The sequence below is a fragment of the Nakamurella sp. A5-74 genome, assembly GCF_040438885.1.
Classification (GTDB): Bacteria; Actinomycetota; Actinomycetes; order Mycobacteriales; family Nakamurellaceae; genus Nakamurella.
Genome location: NZ_CP159218.1, coordinates 4,168,328 through 4,183,708, shown reverse-complemented (window position 1 = coordinate 4,183,708; position 15,381 = coordinate 4,168,328). Strand labels below are relative to the sequence as shown.

At 68.8% G+C, this 15,381-nt stretch carries 14 protein-coding genes; 6 read left to right on the top strand and 8 right to left on the bottom strand.

Translation table 11 applies throughout. The features are described from left to right. Positions 1–128 precede the first annotated feature (128 nt). Positions 129–992: a metallophosphoesterase gene (locus ABLG96_RS19170; protein WP_353648911.1), complete on the bottom strand. Its 864-nt coding sequence runs from the start codon at positions 990–992 to the stop codon at positions 129–131. Positions 993–1,223: 231 nt separating this feature from the next. Beyond that, complete coding sequence (locus ABLG96_RS19165; protein WP_353648910.1) at positions 1,224–2,159, bottom strand: LysR family transcriptional regulator ArgP; 936 nt, start codon at positions 2,157–2,159, stop codon at positions 1,224–1,226. Positions 2,160–2,229: 70 nt separating this feature from the next. Here ABLG96_RS19165 and ABLG96_RS19160 point away from each other — a divergent pair, with 70 nt between their 5' ends. After that, entirely contained in the window at positions 2,230–2,838 is a 609-nt protein-coding gene (locus ABLG96_RS19160; protein WP_353648909.1) for a LysE family transporter, read from the top strand. A gap of 32 nt (positions 2,839–2,870) precedes the next feature. Here the strand turns inward: ABLG96_RS19160 and ABLG96_RS19155 are convergent, their stop codons facing one another. Further along, positions 2,871–4,706, bottom strand: a complete 1,836-nt coding sequence (locus ABLG96_RS19155; RefSeq protein ID WP_353648908.1) for a molybdopterin-dependent oxidoreductase — start codon at positions 4,704–4,706, stop codon at positions 2,871–2,873. Positions 4,707–5,020: 314 nt separating this feature from the next. On the opposite strand from ABLG96_RS19155, the gene sigK reads away from it, so the two are divergent. The 5 genes from sigK (at position 5,021) to purB (ending at position 9,843) form a co-directional block, all read left to right on the top strand. Further along, positions 5,021–5,614: an ECF RNA polymerase sigma factor SigK gene (gene sigK, locus ABLG96_RS19150; RefSeq protein WP_353648907.1), complete on the top strand. Its 594-nt coding sequence runs from the start codon at positions 5,021–5,023 to the stop codon at positions 5,612–5,614. Then, a complete protein-coding gene (locus ABLG96_RS19145) occupies positions 5,611–6,354 on the top strand; it encodes an anti-sigma factor (protein ID WP_353648906.1) in 744 nt (247 codons plus the stop codon). Before sigK ends, ABLG96_RS19145 begins: the two co-directional genes overlap by 4 nt. 289 nt (positions 6,355–6,643) lie before the next feature. Beyond that, complete coding sequence (locus ABLG96_RS19140; protein WP_353648905.1) at positions 6,644–7,216, top strand: SigE family RNA polymerase sigma factor; 573 nt, start codon at positions 6,644–6,646, stop codon at positions 7,214–7,216. Beyond that, positions 7,209–8,363, top strand: coding sequence for a hypothetical protein (locus ABLG96_RS19135; protein ID WP_353648904.1), 1,155 nt, complete (start codon positions 7,209–7,211; stop codon positions 8,361–8,363). The genes ABLG96_RS19140 and ABLG96_RS19135 overlap by 8 nt, the downstream gene beginning before the upstream one ends. A 61-nt stretch (positions 8,364–8,424) precedes the next feature. Beyond that, positions 8,425–9,843 carry an adenylosuccinate lyase gene (purB, locus tag ABLG96_RS19130; protein WP_353651591.1) on the top strand — a complete coding sequence of 473 codons (1,419 nt, stop codon included), beginning with the start codon at positions 8,425–8,427 and terminating at the stop codon, positions 9,841–9,843. A gap of 48 nt (positions 9,844–9,891) precedes the next feature. On the opposite strand, the gene ABLG96_RS19125 is transcribed toward purB, so the two are convergent. The 5 genes from ABLG96_RS19125 to ABLG96_RS19105 are packed head-to-tail and all read right to left on the bottom strand — an operon-like array spanning position 9,892 to position 15,343. Then, entirely contained in the window at positions 9,892–10,638 is a 747-nt protein-coding gene (locus tag ABLG96_RS19125) for a response regulator transcription factor (protein WP_353648903.1), read from the bottom strand. Between the two features lie 55 nt (positions 10,639–10,693). Beyond that, a complete protein-coding gene (locus tag ABLG96_RS19120; RefSeq protein WP_353648902.1) occupies positions 10,694–13,351 on the bottom strand; it encodes an ABC transporter permease in 2,658 nt (885 codons plus the stop codon). Continuing rightward, positions 13,348–14,037, bottom strand: coding sequence for an ATP-binding cassette domain-containing protein (locus ABLG96_RS19115; RefSeq protein WP_353648901.1), 690 nt, complete (start codon positions 14,035–14,037; stop codon positions 13,348–13,350). Before ABLG96_RS19115 ends, ABLG96_RS19120 begins: the two co-directional genes overlap by 4 nt. Next, a complete protein-coding gene (locus tag ABLG96_RS19110; RefSeq protein WP_353651590.1) occupies positions 14,034–14,702 on the bottom strand; it encodes an ATP-binding cassette domain-containing protein in 669 nt (222 codons plus the stop codon). The genes ABLG96_RS19115 and ABLG96_RS19110 overlap by 4 nt, the downstream gene beginning before the upstream one ends. Further along, positions 14,699–15,343 (bottom strand): hypothetical protein, encoded by a 645-nt coding sequence (locus ABLG96_RS19105; protein ID WP_353648900.1) that lies wholly within the window; start codon positions 15,341–15,343, stop codon positions 14,699–14,701. Before ABLG96_RS19105 ends, ABLG96_RS19110 begins: the two co-directional genes overlap by 4 nt. Positions 15,344–15,381 lie beyond the last annotated feature (38 nt).

The window sequence follows — 15,381 nt, the reverse complement described above, 5'->3', positions numbered from 1 at the left end:
CTCGGAACGCCGGCGCAACCTCAGAACGCCGGCGGAGTGCTGCCGGCGTTGGGATGTTCCGCCAGCGTTCGGGTCGGGGTGCGGGAGTTCCGCCGGCGTCGAGCCAGGGCGGGCCGCAGGGTCCTGACTCAGGCGGCGTTCGCGCCCGGTGGGCCGGCCTGGGCCGCGATCGCTGCCACCTGGGCCTCGTCGAACTCGAAGACGATCTCGCCGTCGCGGTCGGACGGGGCGTTGATCACGGTGACCCGTGGATCGCCCTGTCCGACAGCGGGGATCTCGACGAGTGCGCAGGCCGATCCCACGACACTGCGGTGGCGTCCACGGCGGACGGTGATGTCGCAGGTCTCGGCGACTGCGGGACCGACCGAGACGGTGACGCCGCGGGCCAACGTGGTGAGCGGGTGGTGGTAGTGGCCGCAGAGCACCAGGCGCACACCACCGGCCGCGCAGATGTCGAGCAACAGCTGCGGGTACTGCAGTTCCAGGGAGGCCAGCAGGTGGGTCAATGCGGGGATCGGTGGATGGTGCACCAGTACGACCGTGCCCTGGTCGGATTCAGAGAACATCAGCGATTCGACCAGCCGGTCGAGTTTGTCGGGGTTCACCTCGCCGTACCCGAAACCGGGCACGGAACTGTCGAGCCGCACGATGCCGAAGCCGCGTACCACGTCGGTGCCGTCCCGGGGTCCGACGATCTGCTCGAAAGCCGCCCGATCGTCATGGTTTCCCATCACATAGAACGCCCTGGCCCCGTGCCGGGCGGCGAACGGCTCGATCAGGGCGACGAGCTTGCGGTAGGAACCGACGCTGCCGTCCTCACCCAGATCGCCGGTCACGACGACCAGATCGAGGTCTTCGAGAGTGTCTGCCCGGGCGAGCACCCGCTGCAGGGCGGCGGTGGTGTCCACGATGCCGTGATGCAGCGTGTCGTCACCGAACAGGTGGGTGTCCGACAGGTGCAGGATACGGAGCGGCTGCGTCCAAGGTGTCACTCGAGTGAGGGTAGAGAATCGAATGCAGTAAGTCACCGTTCACTTTGTTGCGTAACTCCGCGCCCCGTTGACAGCCACCTACATGAATTTTTGACGACGAGCGGCCCGTCGCAGGTCAGGGGCGACGGCGCTGCCCATGTTGGGTTCCCGACGCGGTGCCCTGACCCGCTGACGACTGTCAGAAGATGCCCCGAGCAATCGGTTTCATACCGCCCACCTGCGGTTTTGTTGTCAGTTGTCTGATCTGCCAATGGTCCGATCCGTCCGGATGCGGCTGCCGGCCGGGGTAGCCAGCCGAGCCCGGGCGGCCTCGCGGATCTGTCGGGTCAGCGCATCGATCCGGTCGGTGTGCAGGTTCCACACCTGCCAGTACAACGGAACCTCCAGGGCCGGCTGATCCAGCCGGACGACTGAGCCGTCTGCCACCGCACGGACGGCCTGGGCATCCGGCAGCACACCCCAACCGAGGCCGGCCAGCACGGCCTCGCGGTAGCCGTCCGCGGCCGGCAGGTGGTGCTGGGGAGGGTCCCACTCGTCGACGCAGTTCTGGCGCGACAGCTGTCGGAGCAGTCGATGCTGGAGGTCGTCCTTGACGTTGAACCGCACCATCGGCATCCGCGCCCAGTCGGGTCCCTCCGGCGTGTGGTGGGCGGCGAGCAGGGCCGGGGTGGCCACCGCCCGGTAGCGCTGCGAGCCCAGTGGGAGGACGGTGCAGCCGGCGACCGGTACCGGGTCCGAGGTCACCGCCCCCACGACCGTGCCGGCCCGGAGCAGGCTCCCGGAATGTCCCTCGTCCTCGACGTGGATGCGGAGCAGCGTGTCGCGAGCGGCGGCCACCGACCGCAGCACGGCGGTGAACCAGTCGGCGAGCGAATCGGCGTTCACCGCGATGGCCGTCACCGTCGGTCCCGCTGCACCCACCCCGAGCAGTTGATGCGTCTCGTCCTCCAGCGCCTCGAGTCGGAAGGCGTGGCGCAGCACCACCTCCCCGGCCTCGGTGGCCGTGCACGGCGTGCCGCGGCGCAGCAGCACCTTGCCGACCGAGCCCTCCAGGGCTTTGATGCGCTGGCTGACAGCGGACGGGGTGATGTTCAGTGCCCGCGCCGCGGCCTCGAAGGTTCCGGCCCGGACGATGGCGCTGATCGCCTTGAGCTGGTCGCGTTCCATGAAGCCCAGTTAATCATCGTGCAGAATCATTCGCTGGACTGTTCGCCACTCGTGACCGCACAGTGGACCGGTGCTCGCTCAGGTCGTCATCGGATTGCTCACCGGGTTGTCGCTCATCGTCGCCATCGGTGCCCAGAATGCGTTCGTCCTCCGCCAGGGACTGACTTCTCGCCACGTCGGGCTCGTGGTCACCATCTGCATCACCGGCGACGTGCTGCTGATCCTGGCGGGGGTGGCCGGCCTCGGAGCGCTGGTCGCCACCCATGCCGGCGTGCTCGCGGTGCTGAGGGTGGCGGGTGGGGCATACCTGCTGTGGTTCGGGATCCGTTCACTGCTGGCCGCCCGGACACCCACCGGCATGACGGGCTCCGGCGACGGAGCGACGGTGCGGGTGGTCGCACTCACCGCACTGGCGTTGACGTTCCTCAACCCGCACGTCTATCTGGACACGGTGTTGATGCTCGGCACGCTCGCCAATCGAGCGGGTGGGACCGGTCGTTGGTGGTTCGCCGGCGGTGCCGTGCTGGCCAGCGTGCTGTGGTTCACCGGCCTGGGGTTCGGGGCCAGGCGCGCCTCACGCTGGGTGTCCCGGCCACGGGTCTGGCAACTCATCGATCTGACCATCGGGCTGGTCATGATCGCCCTCGCCACGCTGCTGGTCCTGCCGCTGTTCGGCTGAGCCATTCCTCGACCGGCCCGCCGAGGAATGGCTCAGGCGGTGACCACAACGGTGATCTGGTGGTATCCGGTGGCCCCGTCGGGCAGCACGTCGGAGTCCTTGCCGATCTGCGCGTTGCCGAACCGGTTGATCGCCCGGCAGCGGATCTTGTACGTACCCGGGCTCGCCCGCCAGCTCGTCCGCCACTGCACCCAGGTGTCCACCGACACCGGCCGGGACAGCTCGCAGTCCAGCCACGCTCCCCAGCCGGATCCGCCGTTGATCTGGATCTGCGCGCCCTCGACACCCGTGTGTTGTGCCCAGGCCACGCCGGCGACCGTCACGGAGCCGGCAGAGACGGAATCCCCCGGGACGTCGATCCGCGACGACAGCTTCACCGGGCCGTGATCAGACCACCCGAGCCCGGTCCAGTACGCGGTGACCTCGGAGAACTTCGTCACCTCCAGATCGATCACCCACTTGGTGCCCGAGACGTAGCCGTACAGCCCGGGCACCACCATCCGCACCGGAAAGCCGTGCTCCAGCGGCAGTGGTTCACCATTCATACCGATGGCCAGCAGTGCGTCGCGGGAGTCTGTCAGGGCCAGCAGCGGGGTCGAGCAGGTCCAGCCCTGGGGGTCGGACGACAGCACGCAGTCGGCACCGCCGTTGGTTCCGGTCAACGCCAGGACGTCCGAGATCCGGACCCCCTGCCAGAGTGCGTTGCCGACCAGGTCGCCGCCGCGGACGTTCGACACGCAGGTGAGGGTGACCATCGCCTCGGTCATGGGCATCCGCAGCAGCTCGTCGTAGCTGAGCTGGATCGGGGTGTCGACGAGGCCGTGGATGTTCAGCGACCACTTCTTGGTGGTGATCTGCGGAACGTTGAAGGCGGTGTCGATCCGGTAGAACGAGCTGTTCGGGGTGACGTAGCTGCTCAGGCCGGGTACGTCGTCGAAGGTGCCCGCCTCGACGGTGGACGACGGGGTGGCCGAGGCAATGGCTGAGCTGGTGGTGGGCGTCGTGCTACTGCTCGCACTGGTGCTCGCACGGCTGCTCGCACTGCTGCTCGCACTGCTGCTCGTCGTGCCGGCCGCTGAGCTCCTGCTCGACGCCGCACTCGAGGTGGAGGCCGCGCGCGACGTCGTCCTCGGCGCGATGGACGGCAGCACGACCTCTGCGCGGGACGCCCGGACCGCTGCATCGGCGGGAATGATCCGGGAGAGGGCGCCTGCCGCCAGGGCTCCGAGGGCGCCGGTGCCTGCGACCTGGACGAACCGGCGGCGTGATCCGTCGCCGCTGCGGACCGGGGTCGCATCCGCGGAGCCGGACGCCCCCGAGTGCGCAGGAAGCCAGTCGGGGCTGGAGGTTCCAGATGGTGCGGCACTGGCGACGGATCGGTGGAACACGTGATGCAGGAACCAGATGCCTGCAGCCAGGCCCAGGGCCAGCGCCAGCAGATCGACCGGCCGGGAGTCGGTCCGCGCGACGATGGCGGATCCGGCCACCAGCGCGAGCACTGCGGTCAGCGTCATCGCCAGCCGGAAGCGGAACCGGGCGACGATGCCGACGAGCGCCCCGAACAGCAGCGAGACGACACCGATGCCGACGCCGAGGAAGATCTTGTCGCCGGGTGCGCCGAGGTTCTGCTTGGCCCATTCGACGAGCCAGCCGGGACTCACGTCGATCACCGAGGTGCCCAGGGAGAAGACCGGCGCCGCCGCCGGACCGAGCACACCGAGCCAGAAACCCACGGCTGCGACCAGTTCTGCGACGGCGACCGTCACCGCGACGGCTATCAGACCCAGGACGGCAGCGCGGAGCCTCCCGCGGGGTGCGTGGCCGGGCGAGCCGACCGAGTGGTGAACCGTCGGAACGGTGCTGGGCATGAGGCCCTCGTTCCCCCGGGAGGGTGGCGGATCCGGCGGATCGGCCCGGAATCGACCGCCTGCATCCAGGATGCCACTCGTTCGTTCACCCGACCGGCGGACGCTCCATCCGTTACCCATCCACAAGGTCCTAGGATCCGAACCACCGGTTGACCGGAGGAATGGCCAGGGTGCCGGGCTCGCCGAGGGCTCGATCGTCGTCACCAGCGGCCGGACAACTCGGTCATCACCGCGGTGCCCAGTTCCGTCACGTCGTACGACCCGTAGCACACCCGGGAAAACCGTTCCGGCCGCGTCCGTTGTCAGGAGATCCGATGCCAGCTCGATCATTGTCCGCTGTGCCGGACGACGGCGGTGGTGGCAAGAGCACCCCTGAGCAGCTCATGGAGCGAGTCGCGCGGGCAGACGAGCCGGCATTCGCCGAGCTCTACGATGCGTTCTCCGCCCGGGTGTTCGGCCTGGCCCGCCGGGTGGTCCGTGATCCGTCGCAGGCCGAGGACGTCGCCCAGGAAGTGTTCCTGGAGATCTGGCGACGCGCGACCCGCTTCGACGCGAAGAAGGGATCAGCGACGGCCTGGATCCTGACCCTCACCCATGCCCGGTCGGTCGACCGGGTCCGGTCCGCCCAGGCAGCCCTGGAGCGCGACACCAAGGTCGCCTCCCGCTCGACCGAGCGCGACGTGGACACGGTCGTCGAAACCGTCGAGTCCAACATCGAGCGGACGAACGTCCGGCGGTGTCTGTCCACCCTCACCGAATTGCAGCGGGAGTCCGTCGGACTCGCGTACTACAGCGGCTACACCTACGCCGAGGTCGCTCGCGTCCTCGGCGCTCCACTGCCCACCATCAAAACGCGCTTGCGTGATGGGCTCATCCGACTGCGCGATTGCCTCGGAGTGAACTCATGACCATCCGACCGCTGGGAAGCGGACGAGCGTCCGATCCGGAAATCCATCTGCTGACCGGCGCTCGCGCCCTCGGTGCCATCGATGTCGCGGAGGCGCAGAGCTTCGACGACCACCTGGCGGACTGCCCCACCTGCGCCGAGGAGTACTCCTCGCTGGTGGCCACCGCCGCCATGCTGGGTGCTGCCGAAGCCGCCAGCCCGCCGCGGTCCCTGCGCCGCCGGGTCCTGCAGGACGTGTCCCACACGCGGCAGCTGCCGCCCCCGGTGACGACCCTCGACTCCCGTCGGCCGGCCTGGCGCCGTCCGGTGACCTGGCTCGCTGCTGCTGCGGCGGCTGCAGTCATCGCCACCGGAGTCACCTGGTCGTTGTCAGGATCGGACGACCCGCGATCGATTGCGACCCTGCAGGAATGTGTGGCGTCCGCCACCGATGTCGTCAGCACGGCTCCGAGCGTCGGCACCGGCGGCGAGATCAGGACATCCCGCATCTGCAACGCCGTGGTGGTCCAGCTCCCGGAGATGGGCACTGTTCCTGCCGGCAGTGATTTCCAGATCTGGCGAGTGGATGCCACCGGCAAGCACTCGCTCGGTCTGGCGAAGCACGGCGCCGACGGTAGCGTGCCTGCCTCGATGGTCTCGTTCTCCCTGTCGGACACCGACAAGGCTGTTGCGGTGACCACCGAGCCGGCCGGCGGATCCGAACAGCCCCAGGGTGACATCTTCTGGCAGGCCGACCTCTGATCGAGCCGCAGCGGTAGCTGTACCGCCCACAGTCGTCGGCGGCCCGGGAACTCGCCTTCCCGGGCCGTCGGCTCTTTTCTGGGTCCGCCGGAGTGGTGTCCGGCCGGGCGCCGGGGCCAGGTCGGATCGAGCACCGAGCGCAGCACGACGTACCCCGGTTTCGCGCACCCAGCGGTCGGGTCGGTCTCGGGTTCGCGGATTCAGACTGCCGCATGTGGTGATCCGCGCCCGCATGCAACCCCGCTCGCGATAGGTTCCGTCCATCCGACAGCGGCTGGAGGCGACACTCGTGGACCCCGCGGAGGAGGCTGAGTTCACTGCCTACGTCGAATCGCGTCGCGCGCGCACCCGACGGACCGCGCATCTGCTGTGCCGGGACTGGCATCGCGCCGACGACCTCACCCAGATCGCGTTCGTGAAGCTCTACAGCGCCTGGACGCGGATCCGCGACAAGGCGGCCCGCGATTCGTACCTCCGCTCGTGCTTGGTGCGGGCGGTCATCGACGAGTCGCGACGACCGTGGCGCCGGGAACACGACACCGACGAGGTCCCGGACGGTGGCGGCCGGTCGTTCGCACCCGCCGGGTTCGGTGCGCCGGCCGCGCACAGCAGCGATCACTCCGGATCGGTCGCCGATCGTCAAGTCGTGCGCACCGCACTGGACGCGATCCCTCCGGGTCAGCGGGTGATCCTGGTGTTGCGGTACTACGACGGGCTGGACGTCGCGGCGACGGCGTCGACCCTGGGCTGCTCGGAAGGAAACGTGAAATCGCAGACCGCCCGCGGTCTGCAAGCACTCAAGGCGGCACTCGGGCCGGAAGGCCTGGCGGCATTCGGAAGGGAGGTGAACAAGGATGCCTGAGCATGACGGGAACGACCCGGTCGACCCGACTGATCCGTTCAACGAACTCGAGCCGATCGATCTGACCGCGCTGTTCGGCGACGAGCTGGACGACGAGCCCGACGACGGCGATGTCGAGCGGGACGATGCTGTCGGTGAGGCCGACGCGGCCGACGCCCTGCTGATGGCGCAGTTGTTCGCCGCCGACCTGGCCGACGAGCCGGCTTCCCGGTTCTCGGTTGCCGACCTCGTGGCCGCCGCTCGGCCCGCTGCGGGTTCCGGCTCCGGCGCCACTGCTGCAGCTCGCACGCCGGAGCGGTCCGTCGCAGATCCCGCTGCGAGGCGCGCCCGCGACGCAAAGGTGGATGAACTGGCACGCCAACGCCGGCGCCGCAGCTGGATGTCCCGCGGCCTGCTGGCGGCGGCAGCGGTCGCCGTGCTCGTCATCGGGGCCACCGCGGCGCTGAACTCCCAGGGCGGATCCGACACCGCGTCGTCGTTGCCTGCGGCCGGCACGGGGTACTCCGCAAATTCCGGGGCCGTCGCGGCCGGTTCCGCGACAGCAGGAGCCATGGCTCCAGAATCGGACGCTGGGAGTTCATCCGCGCCGGCGAAGGCCCCTGCAGCCCCGAGCTCGGCGGGGTCCTACGCCACGGCGATGAGCCCGATGGAATCGACAGGTGGTGGAAGCGCAAGCGCCCCGGACCAGGGCGGAACTGGATCTCGGTCCTCAGCAGGGAGCGCGAGCGAATCCAGCGGGACGTCCAGCGCGTCCGGCAGTGCCTCCTCGGCGTCTGCACCTATCGGTCGGTGTCAGGTTCCCCGGCTCTCCACCGCAGCGGTCGCCGCGGTGATGGGGGTCCCGGGCAGGTCGAGTTCCCTGCAGCTCGATGCGGCTGTCGATTCGGTGGGGGACTGCCGCGACCAGGTGCTCGCCGGGCAGGTCTTCACGACCACCGACGGCAGTCAGCTGACAGTGCTGTTGGCAAGAGACCCCGATGTCGAGCTCAGCGCCGGTGGTTCCACCAGTTCCAACGGTGCCGCGGTGCGGTCGGCGGAGCTCCGCAGCGGTGGTGTGCGGGTGCTGGTGACGACCCCGGCGGGCAGCTCGGTCACCGATCGACAGCTGACGCAGGTCGCGACCGCGGTGCTCGGCGCCCGACGCTGATCGGGGAGCTGCGGTTGTCAATGGCCTGGTCGGACTCTGGGAGAATCCAGGAGTGACGACCGTGACCCCCGATGTCCTTGCCCAGCGCTACGCGTCCGAGCAGATGCGCGCCATCTGGTCGGCGGAGAACAAGATCATCGCCGAACGACGACTGTGGCTGGCTGTGCTGCGCGCGCAGATCGCAGCGGGTGTGCCGACGGACGACGGCGCCGTCGACGCCTACGCAGCGGTCGTCGACCGGGTCGATCTCGCCTCGATCGCGCAGCGGGAGCGGGTCACCAAGCACGACGTCAAGGCGCGCATCGAGGAGTTCAACGCGCTCGCCGGTTTCGAGGTCATCCACCGCGGGATGACCAGCAGGGATCTCACCGAGAACGTCGAGCAGGCCCAGATCCTGCAGGCGCTCACCCTCGTCCGAGACCGGTCGGTCGCCCTGCTGCGCCGACTCTCCGAACGGGCCGTCGAACACGCAGACCTGGTGATGTCCGGTCGTTCGCACAACGTCCCTGCCCAGGCGACGACGCTCGGCAAGCGGTTCGCCTCGGCCGCAGATGAAGTGCTGATCGCCCACGAGCGGATCGAGTCGCTGCTGGGGCGCTATCCGATGCGAGGCATCAAGGGTCCGGTGGGCACCGCCCAGGACATGCTCGACCTGCTCGGTTCGTCCGCCGCCGTCGCCACGTTGGAAAATGCTGTGGTGCAGGAGATCTCGGGTACGGACCGAGTGTTGGACTCGGTCGGTCAGGTGTATCCGCGGTCGCTCGATCACGAAGTGCTCTCCGCGCTGGTGCAGCTGGCCGCCGGGCCGTCGTCACTGGCCACCACGATCCGCCTGATGGCAGGGGCGGAGTTGGCCACCGAGGGTTTCCGGCCTGGGCAGGTCGGCTCGTCGGCCATGCCGCACAAGATGAATGCCCGCTCCTGCGAACGGGTGTGCGGGCTTGCCGTCATCCTCCGCGGGTTCGCCTCGATGGCCGCCGAACTGTCCGGCGCGCAGTGGAACGAGGGCGATGTGTTCTGCTCGGTCGTCCGCCGCGTGGCCCTGCCGGATGCGTTCTACGCGATCGACGGGCTGCTGGAGACGTTCCTGACGGTGCTCGACGACTTCGGCGCCTACCCGGCCGTCATCGAGCGGGAGTTGTTGCGCTACCTGCCGTTCCTGGCCACGACCAAGGTGTTGATGTCCGCGGTGCGGGCCGGTGTCGGTCGCGAGGTCGCGCACGCGGCGATCAAGGAGCACGCGGTCGCGGTGGCGTTGGACATGCGGGAGCGGGGCCGCGCCGACAACGACCTGCTGGAGCGCTTGGCCGCGGACGACAGACTGCCGCTGGATCTTGCTGCGCTGCAAGCACTCCTGGCTGCCCCGCTGTCGTTCACCGGCGCCGCGCGGTCGCAGATCGACGCGGTGGCCGGGCGGATCGCCCGTCTCGTCCATGAGCATCCGGAAGCCGCCGCCTACACGCCAGGCGACATCTTGTAGCGACGGTCTCCTGGTGACCTGGCTCGATGTGGTCGGCCTCGATCAGCCTCAGGGAGTTGTCGATGTGACGCAGTTCGGTCGGTCGAGACGGTAACCGGCTCCTCGGAAGGTGGTGATCGTCGGGGGATGCGGTGTGTGCTGTCGGGCGGCCGCGTTCGCGAGCTGCCTGCGGAGCGCGGCGATGGTGACGTCCAGGACTTTGGTCGATCCGAACCAGTTCTCGTCCCAGACCTGCCGCATCAGATCTTCGCGACTGATGACCTCGCCGGCCTTGCGGGCCAGTGCGACGATCAACTCGAACTCCTTCAGCCTCAACGCCACTGGTGCTCCGGCCAACCGGCATTCTCGAGCTGCGATGTCGATCTCCAGGCCGGCGACGGTCAGGGTCCGGACATCCGCGCCGCTCCCCGCCGGTCGGCGTCGATGTGCGCGCAATCGCGCGAGCAGAACGGCCATCGTGAACGGCTTCACCAGATAGTCGTCGGCCCCGGCGTCGAGTCCGACGACGACGTCGATGTCGTCACTGCGCGCTGTCAGGATGACGATCAGCACGTCGGGGTGGTCGGATCGCAGTTTCCGAGCGACTTCGATGCCGTCGATGTCGGGCAGGCCGAGGTCCAACAGGACGATGTCGGGGGGAACGGCATCGGCTGCTGCGATGGCGGCCCGTCCGCCGCGCTTCCAGGAGACCGCGTAGCCGTTGGTCGTCAGCCCGGACTGCAGGTGCCGACCGATGGCGTCGTCGTCCTCCACCACCAGGATGCGGCCGGCCGCGTGACCGGGGTGCTTGGTCATGGCCGTGACCGTACCCCCGGACGGTGTTCGCGCTCTCGTGCACGAGTGGGCCGTTTCACAGGTCACGCAGTTCTTCGATCGGCGGGCGGTTCGAGCGTCGAGTGCTGATGACTGCTGCGAGACCGAGCGTGAGCACGGTCGAGACCAGCACCAGCGCCACATATGTCCACGGAACCGCGATCGAGGACGGGGGCGGGTCGAAAACCCCGGTGAGGACCTTCACCAGCATCTGGGAGAGCGCCCAGGAGATCACCAGCCCACCGAACGTGCCGAGTGCGGCGATGGGTATCGCTTCGCTGATCACCAGACCGGTCAGTTGCCGGCGGCGGGCACCGATCACCGTCATGATGGCCCGGCTCCGCCGCCTTTCTGCCAGTCCGATCCACATCACCAGTGCTCCGGCTGCGGCCGCCAGCAGGATGGCGAATGCCAGTTCCAACTGGGTGAGGCCGGTCAGGTTGACCGAAGTCAGGCTGGAGCCGACCTGCAGTCGGGTCTGGGTGATGTCGGTGACGGACGCCGATGTCCCGACGGCGGTACGGATGTCGGCGGCGACCGCGGCGGGATCCGCGCCGCTCGTGTCCAGCAGGAACGATCCGACGGCGTCGGACCCGGTGGCGGTGGCGATGTAGGCGGCGTTGGCGACGAAGAAGCTGTCCTTGGGAGCCGTGGGGAACTCGGTCACGATTCCGGCGTAGTGGAACGGAACGGTGATCAGGGCGTGTGTGCGGCTGTCCGGCAGGCGCAGGTTCACCAAGTCCCCGGGGGCGAGCTGGAAGTCCTTCACGGTTTCGTCGCTGACGAGGATCGAATCCGGTTTCGTCTGCAGGATGCCCATCATCTGCCGTGCCGACCCGCCGACGAAGTAGGCGTCCTGCAGTGCGGTGGCGTCGGTGATGGTGTCCGGACGGACTCCGTAGAGGTCCTGGAGGTCGGATCCGACGTAGGCAAAGCGATGTTGGAGTGGTTCGACGTGTTTCACCCCACGGATGGATGACAGCCGATCACCGGCGGACGGTGGGCTGATGGTTCCCGGCGGTTGGGTGACGGTGACATCGGCGCCGTTGGTGAGGACGGCATCGACCTCGGCCTGCTGCTGGTAGGTCGCAGTGAAGGTGGCGGTGGAGATGGCGAACGACACCGCGAGCGCCAGCAGGACGACAGCGGTGGCCAGCGGACGACGGCGTCGGGCCATGCCCGCTGCACCGACGGGTGCGAGCGCCCCGGCGACGGGGCGGAAGATCGCGGTCAGCGGGCGGCGGGCGGCGCGCAGCAGCAGATTCGTCAGGCGCCACAGCAGCAGCGACGTTCCCAACCACAGCAGTGCCGGTCCGAGAAATGCCCAGTAGGACACGGAGATCGAGGCCACCCCCTCCGGAGCCAGGACCAGCGAGTAGTTGTCCGATGCCGCGGCGCGGAAGATCAGCAGTGCGCTGACGATCAGCAGCACGTCCAGCCCGATCTTCGACCACCAGCTTCCCCGTCTCCTCTGGTGCTGCCGACGTGTGTCGACAACAGTTCGGCCGCGAAGATCTGCGGTCGCCGGCAGCAGCACGGTGATCGCCGTGACGACGAGCCCGGCGGCGACGGCGGCCACTGCCCACCCCACCGTCGGCAATCCGCTGGATCCGACCGACAGCGAACTGAACGCCCAGCTCCCGGCCACCGAGGCCAGGGCCAGCCCGAGGAGTCCCCCGACGACGCCCACGATCGCTGCCTCGACGGCTGCCAGAGTGGCGACGTCGCGAGGCCTGAGCCCCCTGAGCCGCAGGAGTGCCTGTTCTTCACGCCGACGGTTCGCTCCGGCTCCGACCAGGCCGGCCGTGATCAAAGCGGCGAGGATGACTCCCGGGAGTCCGAGGAACAGGAACAGGAGCTCGGCGTACCGGGCGTCCTTCCGGGCAGCGTCAAGGGCAGCTCCGACGTTGTTTCCCACCCGGGTTCCGCCGGTGGAGGCAGCTTCGAGATGGTGGGCCGCGGTGACCGTCGCGGTGTACGCCGCCGCTGGGTCGTGGGCCTGCAGCGGGTCCAGCGTGACGTGGAACTGTTCGGTCGTTCCGACGCTCGCGCCCGCTGTGCCTCCCAGGAGCGAGTTCAACGAGTTCTGGGGGAGGACGAGCACATTGTCCGGGGGGGCGGAGGGTTGCGACTGAGGTGGTGCGCCGATCCGCTGGAACAGTGAATCTGCCTGGGGCAGATCGATGATCCCGGCGATGGTCACGGCACGCCACGCTCCGCCGGCGAGCCGCACCCTGATGGTGTCCCCGGGGCCGGCGTGCAGATTGGCTGCTGTCTGTTGGGCGAGCAGGGCGCCGGTGGTCGCACCCGTCAGTGTCCGGAACTCATCGGGGAACGTGGATCGGTAGGTCGGGCTGATGCCCAGCACGACACCGGGACCGGTTGTCTGGGTGGTTCCGCTGCCCGTCGATTCGAATCCGGACGTCGACGCGAACTGGACCGCCTCGACCTTCGCCACCCCGGGCTCGGCCCGCACCAGGGTGCCCATGGCCGCTGCATCGGCGCCTCGTTGGACTTCTATCTGCCAGGGGACGATCACCGAGCTGACGGCTCGGCGGGTCATCGTGTTCTCGGACGCAGTGAGGAAGGTGCCCAGCGATGCCACCAGCCCGACCGCGAGGGCGATACCGGCGGCGGTTGCGCCGAGCCGACCAGCCCGGTGCCGGATCAGGCCCGCTGTCCAGGTGCCGATCATCGGGTGTCACCCCGGGGAGCCAGCCGACCTTCGTGCATGCTCCACGTGGTGTCCAGGCGGCCGGCGACGGTCGGGTCGTGGGTGGCGACCACCAGGGCGGCGTCCAATCGACGGGCAGCGCTGAGCAGCACGTCGATGACGTGGTGCGCCGTGCGGCTGTCCAGTTGGCCCGTCGGTTCGTCGGCGAGAATGAGTCGGGGTGCCTGGGCCAGCACCCGGGCGACGGCGACGCGTTGGGCCTGACCCCCGGAGAGCTCTTCCGGCAGCCGGGTGATGAGGTCCTCGACACCCACGTTCGCCAGGGCGTCCTTGATGAGCACGGCTGTTCGCTCGGAGCTGCGGTCGCCGGGGGAGGGCGCGATCAGCAACGGCAGTTCGACGTTCTCGAAGACATCCAGATCAGGGATCAGGCTGGGGCTCTGGAAGACGACTCCGATGCTGGCTGCGCGGTCGTAGTAGTCCGAGCTCAGCGCCGGCCAACTGAGCCGGCCGCTGGTGGGTTCTTCCAGACCAGCCATGAGGTGCAGCAAGGTGGATTTTCCGGAGCCCGACGGCCCGACCAGGGCGATCCGGTCCTTGTCCCGGACCACGCAGGTGGCGCCGTGCACGGCGACGATCGCAGCTGGCCCCGAGCCGAAGGTGTGTCCGACATCGTCGCAGCGGACGAGTACCTCGGCGTCGTTCATGTGGTGATCCGTCCGTCAGTCAGGGTGATGACCCGATCTGCGGCGGCGACTGTCGCAGCGCTGTGGGTGACGATGAGCAGTGCGGCACCCCGACCTGCCTGATCGCGGAGCAGCGTGAGGATGTGCTGCTCGGTGCGGCCGTCGAGCTCACCGGTGGGTTCGTCGGCCAGCACGATGTCCGGTGCGTTCGCCAGGGCCACGGCGAGCCCGGCTCGGGCGAGTTCGCCGCCGGACAGCTGTGCTGGTCGGGAGTGCCGGTGGGCCGTCAGCCCTACTTGGTCCAGCAGCAGGCCGACGGTGGGCCGGTTCCGCTGACGCCTGCCGGCGGTCTGGGCGATGCGGATGTTGTTCTGCACACTGAGGTGCGTGATCAAGTTGCGCGACTGCAGCAACACGCCGATACGGCGGCCGCGTACTCGTGCCCGGACGGCTTCGGGACGGTGACTGAGCTGCTCCCCGCCCACGGTCACCCTTCCGCCCGCAGGTTCGTCCAGACCGGCCAGACAGCTCAGCAGTGTTGACTTGCCGCTTCCGGACGGCCCCGCGACGACGACGGTCTCCCCGGATTCGACTGCCAGCGACACTCCGCGCAGCGCCAGGATCTCCTCACCACCGGTGCGGAAGAAGCGGTACAGGTCCTCGGCTCGGAGCGCTGAGGCAGTCATGGCCAGGTGATCGAGTCGGAGACGATCCGCCACGGATCGACGTTGTCGGCATTCGCCGGCCCGGTGAGGGTCAGCAAGACCTGAGTGCCGTTGTGGAAGAACACGTACAGCTCGAACGCGTCGCGAATGACCTTGCCGGTCACCGGGTCCTGGGCGGAGTCGCCCTGGTAGGTCACCAGAACCGCCGGGGAACCGGAACGGGTGATCTGCTGCACATCGCCGAGGGCGAACGCCGGCACCTTCGATGTCAGCTTCGCGACGACGGTGCTGCGCACCTGGGCCGGTGAGAGTCCGGACGGCGCAGCAGCGACCTGGAGCGCGATGCTGTTCAACTTGTCGGTGAATGTCGTCCCGCCATCGCCGCCGGCGGTCCGCGCCCACCCCTCGGGCACCTTCACGGTCACGGCACCGGAGGGGTCGGTGAAAGGCACGAAGGCCTGGTTGTCGGGGATGTCTCCCGGCGGGTTCGATTCGGTCAGCGGTACTGACGTCGGCGCAGAGGAGGAGATCTGGCCGGAGGGTGCACCGGTCGCGGGCGTTCCGGGTGCACTGCACGCGGCCAGGCTGAGCACCAGAGCTGCCGCACCGACCAGGACGGCGCCGGTCGACCTGCGCGCAGAGGGAAGGGGGTTCGTGTCCATTCCTCGACGGTAGGAACCGGCCGGCAAGGCAACGGCGA